This is a genomic window from Geodermatophilus sp. SYSU D00079, assembly GCF_054050635.1.
Genome location: NZ_JBJGZS010000016.1, coordinates 74,390 through 89,436 on the forward strand (window position 1 = coordinate 74,390; position 15,047 = coordinate 89,436).

Genomic DNA, 15,047 nt, shown 5'->3' on the forward strand with positions numbered 1-15,047 from the left:
GGTACCGCAGCGGCGTGGACGGCGGCGCGGGACCCCGGGAGGGCACGATCCGGCTGCACGACGGCCGGGTGCTCGCCTACGCGGAGTACGGCGACCCGGACGGGCGGGTCGTGCTCGGCTGCCACGGCTCGCCGAGCTCCCGGCTGGAGCGGCACGTCGAGGACCCGGAGGACTACCGGCGCTGGGGCGTGCGGTTCGTGGTGCCCGACCGGCCCGGCTTCGGCCGCTCCGACCCCCGGCCCGGGCGCCGGATCCCCGACTGGCCCGACGACGTCCGCCAGCTGCTCGACGCCCTCGGGGTGGGGCCGTTCGACGTGCTGAGCCTCTCCGGCGGTGCGGCCTACGCCCTGGCCTGCGCCGCCGCCTTCGGGGACCGGGTGCGGGGCGTCGGGGTGCTGGGCGGGGCGCCGCCCCCGGACGTGCCGTGGCCGTGGGCGTGGCCGGACTGGCTCCCGCACCAGCTGCGCTCGGCGGCCCGCAGCACGTCGCCGGTGGCCGCGCTGCTCAAGCCGCTGTTCGTGCCGGCCGCCCGCCGCCCGGCGCTGATCCCGCGCTACCTGCAGGCGCGGCTGAACCCGGCCGACCGGCGCGTCGTCGGGCGCCCGGCCGTCCGGCGGGTACTGGTCGCCACCTTCACCGAGGGACTGCGCTCCGGGCCCGGCGCGGTCGCCGAGGACCGCGCGCTGCTGCTGCGGCCGTGGGGCTTCCCCCTCTCGGCGGTGCGCCAGCACGTCCACGTCTGGCACGGCACGCAGGACTGGCAGGTGCCGGTGGCGCTGGCCCGGGTGCTCGCCGCGCTGCTGCCGCGCAGCACGGTGCACTGGGTCCCCGGCGAGGGCCACTTCTTCGTCTTCGACCACGCCGCGCAGGTGTACGCGGCGCTGCGCGACTGATCCCGGGCCGCCGTCCCGGATGCGGCGGCACCCGGGCGGGTGTGCGATGGGACGGCGCCGTCGATGCTCCCGGGAGTCGCCATGCCCCGCCGTGCCCCCACCCTGGTCGCCCTCGCCGTGCTCGCCGCCGGCGCCGTCGCGGGCGCCCCACCGGCCGCCGCGGCGGGCCCGGACCCCGGCAGGCAGCCGGTCGCGATCGGCACCGGCGGCGCGGTCGCCACCGTGGACCCCGACGCCACGCGCATCGGCCTGGAGGTCCTCGCGGCCGGCGGCAACGCCGCCGACGCGGCGGTCGCCGCGGCCGCCGCGCTCGGGGTGAGCGAGCCGTACTCGGCCGGCGTCGGGGGCGGCGGCTTCTTCCTCTACCACGACGCCTCGACCGGTGCGGTGTCCTCGATCGACGGCCGGGAGACCGCGCCGCAGGCCATGGGGCCCGACGCCTTCCTCGACGCCGCCGGTACCCCGCTGCCGCTGCAGGAGGCGGTGCAGAGCGGCCTGTCGGTCGGCACCCCGGGCACGCCGCTGACGTGGGAGCGCGCGCTGGCGGAGTTCGGCACGCTGTCGCTGGCCGAGGCGCTGGAGGGGGCGACCCGGCTGGCCGAGGACGGGTTCGTCGTCGACGAGACCTTCCGGCAGCAGACCGCGGACAACGAGGAGAAGTTCCGCCGGTTCGCCGCCTCCGCGCAGCTGTGGCTCCCGGGCGGCGCGCTGCCCGAGGTGGGCTCGGTCTTCCGCAACCCCGACCTGGCGCGCACCTACGAGGTGCTCGCCGCCGAGGGCGCCCGCGCCTTCGCCACCGGGGACCTCGCCGCCGACGTCGTCCGCACCGCCCAGAACCCGCCGGAGGCCGCCGGGGCCGCCGCGGTGCGGGGCGGCCTGCTCACCGCGGCCGACCTCGCCGCCTACGACGCGCCTCTGCGGGAGCCGACCCGGGTGGGCTACCGCGGCCTCGAGGTCGTCGGGATGGCGCCGCCGTCCAGCGGGGGCTCGACGGTCGGGGAGGCGCTCAACGTGCTGGAGCGCTTCCCGCTGGCCTCGCTGTCCGAGGCCGAGGCCCTGCACCTGTACCTGGAGGCCTCGGCGCTCGCCTTCGCCGACCGCAACGCGTACGTCGGTGACCCGGCGACCACCGACGTGCCGCTGGCCGAGCTGCTGTCCGACGGCTTCGCCGCCGAGCGGGCCTGCGCGCTCGACCCGGCCCGGGCAGCGCCCCGGCCGGTGACCGCGGGCGTGCCCGACGGCGCCTACGGGCCCTGCCCGGCACCGGTGGGGGCGAGCGTCGCCGGTGGCGCCGAGGGCCCGTCGACGACCCACCTCACCGTCGCCGACGCCCAGGGCAACGTGGCCAGCTACACCCTCACCATCGAGCAGACCGGCGGCAGCGGGATCACCGTGCCCGGCCGCGGGTTCCTGCTGAACAACGAGCTGACCGACTTCACCTTCGCCGCGTCGGACCCCGCGCGGCCCGAGCCGAACCTGCCCGGGCCGGGCAAGCGGCCGCGCAGCAGCATGGCGCCGACGATCGTGCTCGACGACGGGGCGCCGGTGCTCGCCCTCGGCTCACCCGGCGGCGCCACGATCATCACCACGGTCCTGCAGACACTGGTCGACCGGCTGGACCGCAACGCCGACCTGGCCGAGGCGATCGCCGCGCCCCGCGCCAGCTCCCGCAACGGCGCCACGACCGACGCCGAGCCGGCCTTCCTCGCCGCCCATGGCGCGGACCTCACCGCGCGCGGGCACGCCTTCGCGGAGGTGGCCGAGATCGGCGCCGCGACCGGCGTCGAGTTCCTGCCCGGCGGGCTGCTGCTGGCCGCGGCCGAGCCCGAGCGGCGCGGTGGCGGCAGCGCCGGCGTCGTCCGCGACGTCCTCCCCGAGGGGGCCGCCGGGTAGCGGCGTCCGGGGTCAGCGGATGCCGGGCAGCGCAGGCACCGCCAGCGGGAGGACCGGGGCGGCGGTCTCGGAGACCGGGGCGGGCTCGGGGGCGGTGAAGGGAACCTCCTGCGGGCAGACCGTGCCCTCGGCCGGCAGCACCCCGGCGATCAGGTAGCTGTCGGTCGCGCTGTTGATGCACGACGAGTTCGCGCCGTAGGCGCCGTGCCCGTCGCCGTCCATGGTGAGCAGCCGCGCGTTGCCGAGCTGCTCGGTCAGCGCGACGGCTCCCGACAGGGGGGTCGCCGGGTCGTGGGTGTTGCCGACGACGAGGACCGGCGGGGCCGACGGGTCGGCGACGAACGGGCCGGCGAAGGCGTCGGCGTCGGAGACGGGCCACAGCGCGTAGCGGATCTGCAGGTAGGCGCCGCTGTTCCAGAAGTGGGGGTAGGTCGCCCACTCCTCCGCGCCGCGCCGCAGGTAGGACTCGACGTCGGTGGGCCAGCGCTGCTCGGAGGCGTTGATGGTGAACAGCCGGTCACCCAGGTCGCCCTGGGCGGCGGTGAGGAGGCTGACGATGGCGCGGATGACCGACGCGTCGCCGTCCTCGGCCGCGGCCAGCGCGGCGGCGAGCAGGCCCCAGTTCTGCTTGGCGTAGAGCAGCGAGCCGGTGACCCCCCGGATCTCGTCCGCGGTGACCGGCCGCGGGTCCTCGGGGAAGCCGGGCGCCGGCAGCGGGGTCGTGGCCGCGGTGGCCAGCAGGGTGTCGAAGGCGGCGGAGGGGTCCGCGCCACCGAAGCCGGAGCAGGCTGCCTGGTCGGCGGCGCAGGCGTCGAGGAAGCGGTCGAGGGCGTCCTCGAAGCCGGCCAGGGTCACGGCCGTGTCGGCCGGCGGGTCGTTGATCCACATCGTGGGGTCGAGCGCGGCGTCGAGGACCAGGGCGCGGTACCGGTCGGGGAAGAGGCTGGCGTACGTGGCGCCGAGGAAGGTGCCGTAGGAGAAGCCGAGGTAGCTCAGCTGCTCCTCGCCCAGGGCGGCCCGCAGGAGGTCCATGTCCCGCGCGACGTTGGCCGTGGACAGGTGCGCGAGGATCTCGCCGTTGTTGGCCAGGCAGGCGTCCACGTACTCCTGGTGCTCGGCCACGAGCGCGGCCTCGTCGATCTCCGGCGGGCTCGGCGCGGGCCAGGTCGACGGCGGGTCGGGGTCCGGCGGGAGGCCGCACGCGACGGCCGGGGTGCTCTGTCCCACGCCGCGGGGGTCGAACCCGACGATGTCGAAGCGCTGGTTGAGCAGGGCGAACATGCCCGGGCCCAGGACCTGCAGGTAGTCGACGGCGGGGCCGCCGGGGCCACCGAAGTTGATGAACAGCGACCCGATCCGGGCGGCCGGGTCGGTGGCCGGGACCCGGGCGACGGCGATGTCGACCTGCGCCCCGCCGGGGTCGTCGTGGTCCATGGGCAGCACCGCCCGCGCGCACTCCACGCCGGCCGCGGTGGCCTCGGGCGTGGTGCCGCAGGCCGCCCACGTCAGCGTGGGCACCGTGGCCTCCGCGGCTCCCGTGGGCTGGGCGTGCGCGACGGCGGGGCTCGCACCGACCAGCACCGCGACCAGACCGCCGACGACGGCGGTGCGACGAGTCGTCATGGGGACACCGGCCCTCCGGGAAGGGGGCACGACCGGCGCGTGCCCGCTGGCTCGGTCGCGTGCAGTCAACCGAGCCCGCGGGTCGCCGTCACGGGTCCGGGGTTGTGTTCTCCGCCGGTTCCGGAACGGCCCTCGCGAGCCGTCACCGGAAGGGGGGCCGCCCTGACCTCGCGTGGCCGGTCAGCCGGCCGGGCGCCACCCCAGCGCCGGGCCCAGCCGCGTGGCGATGTCGGTGAGGATCTGCTCGTAGTCGGCGTCGGTGAAGCTGAACGGCAGCGCGAACACCACCTCGGCGACCTCCTGGAAGCCGGCGTGGGCGTAGAGCTGCTCGGCGATCTGCTCCGAGGTGCCGACCAGGTCGCGGGCGAACAGCAGCCGGGCCGGCCCCTGCGGCGTCGCCGTCCGCGGGGTGCGGGCGGCGGCGTAGGCGGCGTACCGCTCGCGCTGGCCGGCGGTGGCGCTGTCGGTCGGGATCACCACCAGCCCCTGGGAGACCCGCGCCGCCGCGCCGTCGGGGTGCGCGGCGCGGAAGGCCCGGATGTGCGCGCGCTGGATCTCGGCGAAGTCCTCGGACTCCTCGGCCTTGACCACGCTGCTGGTCAGGAAGTTCAGCCCCTGCTCGCCGGCCCACTGCGCCGAGCGCAGGCTCCCGCCGCCGTACCAGAGCCGCCGGGCCAGGCCGGGGGAGTGCGGCTGCACCCGGTCCGACCACTCCTCGACCACGCCCTCCCGCCCGGCGAAGGTGCTGGCCCGCTCCCCCCGGACCAGGCGCAGCAGCCGGGACACCCGCTCGTAGGAGAAGTCCTCGGCGTCGGCGGTGTCCGGGTAGAGCGCCGCCTTCACGTCGTCCCAGTGCATGGGCGGGCCGACGCTCACCCCGGGGTTGAGCCGGCCGCCGGAGAGCACGTCGACGGTGGCGAGGTCCTCGGCCAGCCGCAGCGGGTTCTCCCACGCCAGCGGGATGACGGCGGTGCCCAGCTCGATGCGCCGGGTGCGCTGCGTGGCGGCGGCCAGGACGGCGACCGGTGAGGAGATGCCGTACTGCAGGTGGCGGTTGCGCACCCACGCGCTGTCGAAGCCCAGCCGCTCACCCAGCTCGACCACCTGCAGCGTCGTCTCGTGGCCCGGGCCGGGGTCGGTGCCGTCGAACGAGCCGATGGTCAGGAAGCCCAGCTTCTGCAGCGGGACCGAGGGGACGGGCATGCGGTGATCATCGCCGATGCCGCGCGCGCCGGCCCACGGGCCGTGCCTGCTCCGCGGCCGGGCGGGTACGGGCCCCTGACCAGCCCCAGGGACGAGGAGGTCCGGCGATGACGGATCGGGACGACGAGTACGCGGCCGCGGGCCGCCCGGCCGACGGGCCCCGCACCCCCACGACGCCGGCCGAGGCGGTGCCGCCGGACCCGCCCGTGGCGCGGGGGGTGCCCACCCGCGGCGACACCGACGTCCCGGCCGAGGAGACGCCGCGCAGCGAGGCACCGGCCGACCCGTACGAGGCCCCGCCCGACCGCGCCTGACCGGGCCCCGGCCCGCCGGGTCAGCCCCGGTCGAGGTGCTCCTCGACGGCGGCCCGGGTGACGCCGAGCGCGGCGAGCACGCCGGTGCCGTCCTCGGCCTCCAGCACCGCCAGCAGGAGGTGCCCGCCGGTGACGGCGTCGTCCCCGCGGCGCAGGGCCTCCCGGAAGGTGAGCTCCAGCGTCCGGCGGGCGTGCGCGTCGAACGGGATCAGCTCGGGGACGTCGGCGGCGGCCGGCGGCAGCGTCGCGGTCGCGGTCCGCCGGACGGCGTCGAGCGACGCGCCCGCCGCGACGACGGCGCGGGCCGCCTCGCTGTCGGGGTCGGCCACGAGCGCCAGCACCAGGTGGGACACGGCGATGGTGGCGCTGCGGGCGTCGCGGGCCTCCTGCTGGGCGCGGACCACGGCGGCCCGGGCCTCGTCGGTGAACCGGCTGAAGCCCTGGCTGGGGTCCAGGGGGGCGTCGCCCGGCTTGGTCACGAAGCGCTTCTGGGCCGCCTGCTTGGAGACGCCCATGCTGCCGCCGATGTCGGACCACGAGGCCCCGGCCCGGCGGGCCTGGTCGACGAAGTGCCCGATGAGGTGGTCGGCCACCTCCCCGAGGTGCTCGCCCAGCAGCACCGCGCCGGAGAGCTGGTCCAGGGGCGTCTCGTGCGCCCGGGTGACCGCGGCGATGAGGTCGTCGAGCCGGACGGTGCCGGCCGCGGGGGTCTGCGTCATGCCGTCAACCTTAGGTTGACGACCGGCGAGCGTCAACTCCGCGTTGACGCCACCGCACCGTACGGTTCGGGCGTGCCCGCAGCCGACGTCCGCGCCTGGTTGGGGGGCCGCCGGCCGCGGCGGGTCCTCGTGCTCGGCGGTGCCCGGTCGGGCAAGTCCACCTTCGCCGAGCAGCGGCTGCACCGCGTGCGGGCGGTCGACTACGTCGCCTGCGGCCCGGTGCCGGAGCCGGGCGACCCGGAGTGGGCCGGGCGCGTCGCGCGGCACCGCGCCCGCCGCCCGGCGACCTGGCGCACCGTCGAGACCCTCGACCTGGCCGCCGTCCTGGACCGCTCCGGTCCGCCGGTGCTGGTGGACTGCCTGACCACGTGGCTGGCCGGGACGATGGACGCCTGCGGGGTGTGGTCCGCCGAGCCGGATGCGGACGCCCGGCTCGGGGCGGCCGTGGACGGTCTCGTGGCGGCCTGGACGGGGACGCGTCGCGCGGTGACGGCGGTGAGCAACGAGGTGGGTGGCGGCGTGGTGCCCGCGACGCCGTCGGGCCGGCGCTTCCGCGACGAGCTCGGCGCCCTCAACGCCCGGGTGGCCGCCGCCGCCGACCGCGTCTGGCTGCTCACCGCCGGGATCCCCCAGCGGCTGCGCTGAGGGCCGCCCGCTACCGGTCGCCGGGCTCGCGGTCGGCCACCAGGTGGACCGCCGCCTCCTCCGCGGACGCCGCCCCGCCGTCGATGCCGCGGTCGAAGGCGACCAGCTCGGCCTCGGTGTCGGCGCCCGTGCCGTCGTCGTCCTCGGCGAGCCGGCCGGCCCGCCGCCCGCCGACCTCGTCGTCGAGCAGCTCGCCGTCGGTGTCGGAGGTGTCGCCGAGGCCGTCGCCGTCGTCGGCGGCGAGGTCGGCCAGCTCGCGGGCGAGCCGGCCGTCGAGGCTCTCGCCGCGCTCCTCCTCCTCGCCGGTGGTGCCCCAGTCGTCGACCGCCCAGGGGCGCTCGGCGGGGGACCAGCCCTCGTCGAGGGGGTCGGTGCCGCGGTCGTCCAGCGTGTCCCCGGCGTCGAGGACGCCGGGGTCGTTCTCGCCGTCGAGGTCGTCGGGGCTGCCGTACGGGGACATGCGCGGCCTCCTGGCGTCGTCGTCGCTACCGGCCGCGCCAGCCTGCTCCGGTCGGGCGCTCCCGCGCCACCCGCACCGGCGCGGCCGGACGGGCGGGTCGCGGACGGCCGCCGGCTCCGGGTGTCAGGATCGGCCCGGCTCGCCGCCCCCGCAGCCGCGGGTGCCCGGGGCCGGGTCCGGAGGTGCAGCACGTGTCGGTGTACTCCCGCGGGTGGGCCGTCGGCCTCCTGCTGTCGGTCGCGGCGCCGGTCCTCGCCGGGTGCAGCGGCGACGGGGCGGCCGAGGGCATCCGCTCCTACGACGTGCGGGTGGCGGCCGCGGCCGACGGCTCGCTGGCCGTCGAGGAGACCATCGACTACGACTTCGCCGGCGAGGAGCGGCACGGCATCGTCCGGCTGCTGCCCGACCGGGCGCCCTTCGCGCAGACCCGGGACCGCGTGTACCCGGTCACCGACGTGGCCGTCGAGAGCCCCACCGGGGCGCCGACGGACACCGAGGTGACCGACGAGGACGGCGGACTGGGCATCCGGGTCGGCGACGAGGACACCGAGGTCACCGGGCGGCACACCTACGTCCTGAGCTACCGGGTGGCCGGGGTGGCCGACCCCGGTGAGGACGGCGACCGGGTGACCTGGAACGCGGTCGGCACCGGCTGGGAGGTGCCGATCGACGAGGTGGAGGTCCGGCTCTCCGGGCCCGCCGCGCCGGTGCGCGCCGACTGCGCCGTCGGCGGCCAGGGCGACCGGACCGCCTGCGCGGCCGAGGTCACTCCCACCGGCGAGCTGCGCGCCACTGCCTCCGGGCTCGACGCGGGCGAGGGCGTGACCGTCGCCGCGACGTTCCCCGCCGGCACCCTGCCCGGCGCGCGCCCCCTCTACGAGGACACCTTCAGCCCGGCGCAGGCGTTCCGGGCCACCCCGGCCACCCTGGGTGTCGCGCTGGCGGGCCTGCTGGCCCTCGTCCTGCCCGCGCTGGCCGTGGCGCGGCGCGGCCGGCCGGCGGGCGGCCCCGGCCCGGGTGGGCCGCAGCTGACGCCGCCGGAGGACGCGACGCCAGGGCAGCTGGGCACCGTCCTCGACGGCCACGCCCAGCGGCACGAGGTGACCGCCACGCTGCTGGACCTCGCCGTCCGCGGCCTGCTGCGCATCGAGGAGGTCGACGACGCCGACGCCGGGGACCTGCCGGCGGACTGGCGGCTGGTGCGCACCGCCGGTGACGTCGGGGACCTGCGCGGCTACGAGCGGCTGCTGCTGGAGGGCCTGTTCGCCGACGGCGAGGTGCGGGCCCTGTCGGAGCTGCAGCCGGCGTTCGGCGCGCTGGAGGCCCGGGTCCGCACGGCGCTGTACGAGGACGTCGTCGAGCGCGGCTGGTTCCCCGCCGACCCCGCGGCGGTCCGGCGACGCTGGTACGCCCGCGGGGCGCTCGTGCTGGCGGCCGGGGTCGCCGCGACCGTCGTCCTCGCCGTGACCACGACCTGGGCGCTGGCCGGCGTGGGGCCGGTCCTCGCCGGCCTGGTCCTGCTCGGCCTGGCCGGGCGGATGCCGCGGCGCACGCCGGCCGGCGAGCAGCTGCGCCGGGCCGCGGCGGCGTTCCGCGACACCCTCGCCGCGGCCGACCGGCGCCGGCCCGGCGGTCCGGCGCCCGACCTCGCCACGGCGGCCCGCACCGACCTCGCCGTGCGCCACCTGCCGTACGCGGTGGCGCTGGGGGTGCCCGACGAGTGGTCACGCCACCTGACCGAGGCGGGCCTGGACGCGGTGCCGGACTGGTACACCCCCGGCCCCCGGCACAGCGGCGTCGCGGTGTGGCCGGCGCTGGTCGCGTTCTCCTCGCCGGGCAACCCGGCGCTCTCCCCGCCGGTCACCGGCGGGGGCGCGGGCGGTACGTCGGTCGGCAGCGGTGCCGGCGGCGGTGGCGGCGGCAGCTGGTGAGCCGCGCCGCCCGGGGACGACGAAGGCCCCGGCGCGGTGCGCCGGGGCCCTCGTCGAGCGGAGGTCAGACGGGGCGGACGTTCTCCGCCTGCGGGCCCTTCTGGCCCTGCGTGACGTCGAACTCGACCTGCTGGCCCTCGTCCAGCGAGCGGTAGCCGTCGCTGACGATGGCGGAGTAGTGGCAGAAGACGTCGGCGCCGCCGCCGTCCTGCGCGATGAAGCCGAAGCCCTTCTCCGCGTTGAACCACTTCACAGTGCCCTGGGCCATGTGTCTCTCGTTTCCGTGCTGGGGGTGTCCGTGCCGACGTGTGCCGGTGCGGGGTCGCCGCACCGACCGGCAGGACCGAGAGGAACGTCAGGCAGAGACGACTGCGGACGTCCGAGAACGAGGCAGAGGCACAACAGCGACCGCAGCCCACTGTACGGGTCCGGGCGCCTCCGCCGCGGCCGATCCGGTCACACCCACCCGTCGGGGGTGCACGGAGCCGTGGGATGCCGGCTGCCGGTGGTCACCAGCGCAGGGGGTCGATGACGCGCGAGTGGGCCGTCCGGCACGCCCGGCAGTTGCCCCAGGTGACGATGGCCAGCGGCGTCGTCGGGGCACCGCACTCCGGGCACTCCACCGGCTCACCGGCCCGCGCCCGGGCGTCGCTGATCTCCCGGGACCGCTCCTCGTGGATGGTCTCGTCGCCCCGGCAGGGGCACCCGAGATGGGCTTCGGCGCAGCGTCCGTGGCGTGTGGTGATGGGGTTCCCCTCTGCTCGGAGGCGACGCTACCCCCGTTGCGGCGGCCGGACGGGCAACCGGGCCCCGCCGCGCGGTGGGGTCAGCGCTTGCGGCGGCTGACCCGCAGCACCATGCCGTCCGCACCGGCGAGCACGGTCAGCCCGCCGCGGCGGAAGCGGGTCCGCGAGGGTGCGTTGGGGTCGGGGGTGACGTCGTCGGGGGCGTCCAGGCAGCGCTGGATCTCGGCGTCGGCGAGCTTCATGCCGGTCGCGGCCTCCCGCGCACCGCGGGTCATCCGCAGCCCGCCGGCCGGCGCGGCGCCGCCCTTCGGCGGCCGCCCGGCAGAACGCGCCGGGGCGGCGGCGGTGGGGTCGGGGGCGCTGCCGTCGGTGGTGGACGACGGCGGGGCCAGGAACGTGAGCACAGGTGCAGCCATGCGGTCCTTCGGTTCGTCAGCGGGCGGAGGGCGGGACGCCGCTCCGCGGGTGGGCGCCTGGTCGGCGCAGGGGCCCGGCGCGCGTCGCGCATCCGTCGGGCGTCCCCGTGCGGGCACCGGACCGGGCCCGCACCCCCACGCTACCCGCCCGTCCGCGCCCCGGCAGGGCCGTGCCCGACGGCCCGCCCGCGCGGGCGACACCCCGTGCGACCAGCGCGGCACTGGCGCCGGAGCGTGTCGGGCAGGTGGACTGAGCACCCCGTACCCCACCCGGACCGTCCCAGGAGGCCCGACCATGACCGCGTCCCTCGACGCCGCGCCGCCCGCCCTGTTCACCGAGGAGCACTCGGCGGAGATCGTCGCCGCGAGCTTCGCCGGGACCGCCGACCCGCGGCTGCGTGCGGTCCTCACCTCGCTCGTCTCCCACCTGCACGCCTTCGTCAAGGACGTCGCGCTCACCCAGGACGAGTGGGTGGACGCCATCCGCTTCCTCACCGAGACCGGCCAGATGTGCGACGACACGCGCCAGGAGTTCATCCTGCTGTCCGACGTCCTGGGGGTCTCGATGCTCGTCGACGCCATCAACAACCCCACCGGCGGCGGCATCACCGAGTCCACCGTCGAGGGCCCCTTCCACGTGCTGACCTCCCCGCCGCGGGAGCTGGGGGACGACATCGCCGAGGTCGGCGACGGCGAGCCGTGCCTGGTCACCGGCCGCGTCCTTGACACCGACGGGAACCCGGTCGCCGGGGCGAGCGTCGACGTCTGGCACGCCGACGCCGAGGGCTTCTACGACGTGCAGCGGCCCGACGAGGTGCCGGCGTGCAACCTGCGCGGGCTGTTCACCACCGACGCCGACGGCGGCTTCTGGTTCCGCACCATCGTGCCGCGCTACTACCCGATCCCCGACGACGGCCCGGTGGGCCGGCTGCTGCGCACGACCGGGCGCCACCCCAACCGCCCGGCCCACATCCACGTCGAGGTCTCCGCCCCCGGCATGCGTACCCTGACCACCCACCTGTTCGTGGCCGGGTCGCCCTACCTGGAGTCCGACGCCGTCTTCGGCGTCAAGGAGAGCCTGGTGGTCGACTTCGCCCCGGTCGACGACGCCGCCCGGGCCGCGGAGGTGGGCCTGCCCAACCCGTTCCACCGGGCCCGCTTCGACCTGACCGTGGGGCGGGACCGGTCCTGAGCGCAGCAGACGACTGCCGGAGGTGGCGGCCATGACGACGACGGCGACCCCGGTCACCGTGCACGAGACACTGGCGACCCGGGTGCTCATCGGCCCCGGCGCGCGCGGCCAGGTCCCCGAGGAGGTCGGGCGCCTGGGCGCCGGCCGCGTGCTGCTGGTGGCGACCCGCTCGGCCGGCGCGGCCGCCGACGCGGTCGCCGCCGGGCTCGGCCCACGGCTGGCCGCCCGCTTCGACCGGCCCGCGGTGCACACCCCGGTGACGGTCACCGCCGAGGCGATGGCACTGGTCTCCGCGGCCGGCGTGGACGGCGTCGTCGCGATCGGCGGCGGCTCGGCGATCGGCCTGGCCAAGGCCGTGTCGGCGCGGACGGGCGTGCCGCAGGTCGCCGTCCCGACGACGTACGCCGGGTCGGAGGTGACCCCGGTGCTCGGCGAGACCGAGAACGGCGTCAAGACCACGCGGCGGGACCCGGCGCTCGCCCCGGGCACCGTCGTCTACGACCCGGAGCTCACCGTCGGAATGCCGGCCGGCCTCACCCGCACCAGCGCGATGAACGCGCTGGCCCACGCGGTCGAGGCGCTGTGGGCGCCGGACGCGTCGCCGGTCACCGACGCGCTGGCCACCGAGGCCGTCGACGGTCTGCTCGGTGCGCTGCCGGAGGTGCTGGCCGACCCGGCGGGGTTGCCCGGGCGCAGCCGGCTGCAGGCGGCCGGCTGGCTGGCCGGCATCTGCCTGGCGCAGACCCGGATGGGCCTGCACCACCAGCTCGCGCACGCCCTCGGCGGGGCGTTCGACCTGCCCCACGCGGAGCTGCACGCGCTGCTGCTGGCGCACGTCATGGCCTTCGACCTGCCGGCCGCCCCGGCGGCGGCGGCCCGGCTGCGGCGCGTCGCCGGACCGGACCCGGTGGCGGCGGTCTCCGCGCTGGCCCGCGCCCACGACGGCCCGACGACCCTGCGCGACCTCGGCGTGCCGCGCGACGGGCTGCCGGCGGTCGCCGAGCGGGTCGTGGCCGCGCCCTATCCCAACCCGCGTCCGCTGGACGTCGCCTCGGTGGCCGCCCTGCTCGACCGGGCGTGGTGCGGGGAGCCCCCGGCCTGAGGCGCGGTCGCCGCGGCGTCGTCCCGGACACCCCGGGACGACGCCGCGGCGTGGACGCTGTCCCCATGGACATCACCACCGTGAACGACCGGCACCTCTACGAGGGGCGGGTCGTCCTCCGCGACGCCGGGGACCCGACGGGCGTGGTCGACCTGCCGCCGCGGATCCTCCGGTTCGGCCCGCCGGGGTGGCTGACCGTCGTGGACCACCTGACCGAGGACGCCGACGTGGAGCTCTACCCCATCGGCCGCGTGCTCGCGGTGTCGGCGCTGCGGGAGGTCGGGGGAGCCGCGCTCCACTCGAGCGCCGACCACTGAGGAACCGCCCGCGGCGCGGTCAGCCCCCGGCCAGCAGCGCGCGCACCGCGTCGATCGTGTCGGCCTCCGCGGGCGTCCTGTCCGGCCGGTAGCGCAGCACGCGGGCGAAGCGCAGCGCGACGCCGCCGGGGTAGCGCGGGCTGCGCTGGGCACCGTCCAGGGCGATCTCCACGACCAGCTCCGGCCGCAGCAGCACCCCCCACTCCGGGCGCTCGCGGGCCAGCCCGGGGAACGTGGCCGTCTGCCAGTCCAGCAGCTCGTCGGTCATGCCCTTGAAGGTCTTGCCGACCATGACCGGCGCGCCCCCGTCGGGGTCGCGGGCGCCCAGGTGGATGTTCGACAGCTTCCCCGACCGGCGGCCGTACCCCCACTCCGCGCCGAGCACGACGAGGTCCAGCGTGTGCACCGGCTTGACCTTCTGCCACGCCCGCCCGCGGCGGCCGGCGGCGTAGGGCGCGTCCAGGGCCTTGACGACGACGCCCTCGTGCCCGGCCGCCAGGGCACCGTCGAGCACCTCGGCGGCCCGGGCGGGGTCGGGGGAGCGGACGCCGGGCATGCGCAGCGGGGCGTGCTCGTCGCCGGCCAGCAACCCGGCCAGCGCGTCGAGGCGCACCGCGAGCGGCTCGTCGAGCAGGTCGCGGCCGTCGAGGTGCAGCAGGTCGAAGAAGAACGGGCTGAGCAGCACGCCCGCGTCGGCGGTCTCGCTGCCGAAGCGGCTCATCGTCTCCTGGAAGGCCCGCGGCCGGCCGTCGTCGTCCAGCGCGAGGGTCTCGCCGTCGAGGACGGCAGTCGTGCACGGCAGCGCGCGGACGCGCTCGACCAACTCCGGCACCCCGTCGGTCACCTCGCGCAGCGTGCGGGTCCACACCCGGACGTCCTCGCCGTCGCGGTGCACCTGGATGCGCGCGCCGTCCAGCTTGTACTCGACGGTGACGGCGGAGCCGAGGTCGTCCAGGGCCGCGTCGAGCGAGGAGCCGGGGCTGGCCAGCATGGGCCGCACCGGCCGCCCGACGCGCAGGGAGACCGCGTCGAGGGCGGCCGTGCCCCCGGCCAGGGCGGTGGCCGCGGTCTCCGGCAGGCTGCCCGACAGCATGAACGCCCGGCGGACGCTGCCCGCCGGGACGCCGGCCGCCGTGGCCACCGCGTCGAGGACGACGCCCTCCAGCGCGCCCTGGCGCAGCTCGCCGGTGAGCAGGCGGACGAGGAACTGCTGCTCGACGTCGGTGGCCGCCGCCAGCAGGGTGCGCAGCAGGGACTCCCGGCGTGCGGTGGAGCCCGCGCCGGCGGTCGTGGCCAGCTCCCCGAGCGCCGCGTCGACCGTGGCGACGGTCAGGGTCGACCGGGCGGCGGCGTCCCCGGTCAGCGGGGCGAGCGTGCGCCAGCCGACGCCGAGCCGGCGCTGCAGCGGCTCACCGGCCAGCCACGCGGTGACCGGCCCCACCTCGTCGTCCGTGGCCCGGCGCAGCAGGTCGGCGATCACCGTCGCCTTGGCCGTGCGCGAGCGGGTGGCCGCCACGGCGGCGGAGGCGGCGACCACGTCGGAGAACAGCACCGGGGGATCGTGGCAGGGGGCGCCGACACCGCACGGTCCCG

15 protein-coding genes are annotated in these 15,047 nt (G+C 77.5%); 8 read left to right on the forward strand and 7 right to left on the reverse strand.

All coding sequences use genetic code 11. The annotated features are described in order from the left end of the window. The first annotated feature begins 14 nt into the window (after positions 1-14). Positions 15-893, forward strand: a complete 879-nt coding sequence (locus tag ACI79E_RS14340; protein WP_456933228.1) for an alpha/beta fold hydrolase — start codon at positions 15-17, stop codon at positions 891-893. 81 nt (positions 894-974) lie between these two features. After that, entirely contained in the window at positions 975-2,786 is a 1,812-nt protein-coding gene (gene ggt, locus ACI79E_RS14345) for a gamma-glutamyltransferase (RefSeq protein WP_456933229.1), read from the forward strand. A gap of 12 nt (positions 2,787-2,798) precedes the next feature. On the opposite strand, the gene ACI79E_RS14350 is transcribed toward ggt, so the two are convergent. After that, complete coding sequence (locus ACI79E_RS14350) at positions 2,799-4,409, reverse strand: alpha/beta hydrolase (RefSeq protein WP_456933230.1); 1,611 nt, start codon at positions 4,407-4,409, stop codon at positions 2,799-2,801. A gap of 180 nt (positions 4,410-4,589) precedes the next feature. Next, positions 4,590-5,612 carry an LLM class flavin-dependent oxidoreductase gene (locus tag ACI79E_RS14355; RefSeq protein WP_456933231.1) on the reverse strand — a complete coding sequence of 341 codons (1,023 nt, stop codon included), beginning with the start codon at positions 5,610-5,612 and terminating at the stop codon, positions 4,590-4,592. 107 nt (positions 5,613-5,719) lie between these two features. Here ACI79E_RS14355 and ACI79E_RS14360 point away from each other — a divergent pair, with 107 nt between their 5' ends. Then, positions 5,720-5,926, forward strand: coding sequence for a hypothetical protein (locus ACI79E_RS14360; RefSeq protein WP_456933232.1), 207 nt, complete (start codon positions 5,720-5,722; stop codon positions 5,924-5,926). Between the two features lie 20 nt (positions 5,927-5,946). Here the strand turns inward: ACI79E_RS14360 and ACI79E_RS14365 are convergent, their stop codons facing one another. Next, positions 5,947-6,645 (reverse strand): Clp protease N-terminal domain-containing protein, encoded by a 699-nt coding sequence (locus tag ACI79E_RS14365; protein WP_456933233.1) that lies wholly within the window; start codon positions 6,643-6,645, stop codon positions 5,947-5,949. Positions 6,646-6,717: 72 nt separating this feature from the next. On the opposite strand from ACI79E_RS14365, the gene ACI79E_RS14370 reads away from it, so the two are divergent. Next, positions 6,718-7,290, forward strand: coding sequence for a bifunctional adenosylcobinamide kinase/adenosylcobinamide-phosphate guanylyltransferase (locus ACI79E_RS14370; RefSeq protein ID WP_456933234.1), 573 nt, complete (start codon positions 6,718-6,720; stop codon positions 7,288-7,290). A gap of 10 nt (positions 7,291-7,300) precedes the next feature. Here the strand turns inward: ACI79E_RS14370 and ACI79E_RS14375 are convergent, their stop codons facing one another. After that, positions 7,301-7,750, reverse strand: a complete 450-nt coding sequence (locus ACI79E_RS14375; RefSeq protein WP_456933235.1) for a DUF5709 domain-containing protein — start codon at positions 7,748-7,750, stop codon at positions 7,301-7,303. A 191-nt stretch (positions 7,751-7,941) separates the two neighbouring features. On the opposite strand from ACI79E_RS14375, the gene ACI79E_RS14380 reads away from it, so the two are divergent. After that, a complete protein-coding gene (locus ACI79E_RS14380; RefSeq protein WP_456933236.1) occupies positions 7,942-9,681 on the forward strand; it encodes a DUF2207 domain-containing protein in 1,740 nt (579 codons plus the stop codon). 64 nt (positions 9,682-9,745) lie between these two features. Here ACI79E_RS14380 and ACI79E_RS14385 read toward each other — a convergent pair whose 3' ends face one another. Beyond that, a complete protein-coding gene (locus tag ACI79E_RS14385) occupies positions 9,746-9,949 on the reverse strand; it encodes a cold-shock protein (protein WP_135147180.1) in 204 nt (67 codons plus the stop codon). A gap of 558 nt (positions 9,950-10,507) precedes the next feature. Further along, positions 10,508-10,843, reverse strand: coding sequence for a hypothetical protein (locus ACI79E_RS14390; RefSeq protein ID WP_456933237.1), 336 nt, complete (start codon positions 10,841-10,843; stop codon positions 10,508-10,510). 295 nt (positions 10,844-11,138) lie between these two features. Between ACI79E_RS14390 and ACI79E_RS14395 the strand changes: the two genes are divergently transcribed. The 3 genes from ACI79E_RS14395 to ACI79E_RS14405 all read left to right on the forward strand — a co-directional run bounded on the left by ACI79E_RS14395 (position 11,139) and on the right by ACI79E_RS14405 (position 13,454). Continuing rightward, positions 11,139-12,035 (forward strand): intradiol ring-cleavage dioxygenase, encoded by an 897-nt coding sequence (locus tag ACI79E_RS14395; RefSeq protein ID WP_456933238.1) that lies wholly within the window; start codon positions 11,139-11,141, stop codon positions 12,033-12,035. Positions 12,036-12,066: 31 nt separating this feature from the next. Further along, positions 12,067-13,137, forward strand: a complete 1,071-nt coding sequence (locus ACI79E_RS14400; RefSeq protein WP_456933239.1) for a maleylacetate reductase — start codon at positions 12,067-12,069, stop codon at positions 13,135-13,137. Positions 13,138-13,202: 65 nt separating this feature from the next. Beyond that, entirely contained in the window at positions 13,203-13,454 is a 252-nt protein-coding gene (locus ACI79E_RS14405; protein WP_456933240.1) for a hypothetical protein, read from the forward strand. A 19-nt stretch (positions 13,455-13,473) separates the two neighbouring features. Here ACI79E_RS14405 and ACI79E_RS14410 read toward each other — a convergent pair whose 3' ends face one another. Next, positions 13,474-15,006, reverse strand: a complete 1,533-nt coding sequence (locus ACI79E_RS14410; protein WP_456933241.1) for an ATP-dependent DNA ligase — start codon at positions 15,004-15,006, stop codon at positions 13,474-13,476. Positions 15,007-15,047: the final 41 nt, after the last annotated feature.

What these genes read in the sequence shown, in the direction of transcription:
- ggt (WP_456933229.1), top strand. Translation starts at nt 975, where the DNA reads ATGCCCCGCCGTGCCCCCACCCTGGTCGCCCTCGCCGTGCTCGCCGCC.
- ACI79E_RS14350 (WP_456933230.1), bottom strand. Translation starts at nt 4,409, where the DNA reads ATGACGACTCGTCGCACCGCCGTCGTCGGCGGTCTGGTCGCGGTGCTG.
- ACI79E_RS14355 (WP_456933231.1), bottom strand. Translation starts at nt 5,612, where the DNA reads ATGCCCGTCCCCTCGGTCCCGCTGCAGAAGCTGGGCTTCCTGACCATC.
- ACI79E_RS14360 (WP_456933232.1), top strand. Translation starts at nt 5,720, where the DNA reads ATGACGGATCGGGACGACGAGTACGCGGCCGCGGGCCGCCCGGCCGAC.
- ACI79E_RS14365 (WP_456933233.1), bottom strand. Translation starts at nt 6,645, where the DNA reads ATGACGCAGACCCCCGCGGCCGGCACCGTCCGGCTCGACGACCTCATC.
- ACI79E_RS14375 (WP_456933235.1), bottom strand. Translation starts at nt 7,750, where the DNA reads ATGTCCCCGTACGGCAGCCCCGACGACCTCGACGGCGAGAACGACCCC.
- ACI79E_RS14385 (WP_135147180.1), bottom strand. Translation starts at nt 9,949, where the DNA reads ATGGCCCAGGGCACTGTGAAGTGGTTCAACGCGGAGAAGGGCTTCGGC.
- ACI79E_RS14390 (WP_456933237.1), bottom strand. Translation starts at nt 10,843, where the DNA reads ATGGCTGCACCTGTGCTCACGTTCCTGGCCCCGCCGTCGTCCACCACC.
- ACI79E_RS14395 (WP_456933238.1), top strand. Translation starts at nt 11,139, where the DNA reads ATGACCGCGTCCCTCGACGCCGCGCCGCCCGCCCTGTTCACCGAGGAG.
- ACI79E_RS14400 (WP_456933239.1), top strand. Translation starts at nt 12,067, where the DNA reads ATGACGACGACGGCGACCCCGGTCACCGTGCACGAGACACTGGCGACC.
- ACI79E_RS14405 (WP_456933240.1), top strand. Translation starts at nt 13,203, where the DNA reads ATGGACATCACCACCGTGAACGACCGGCACCTCTACGAGGGGCGGGTC.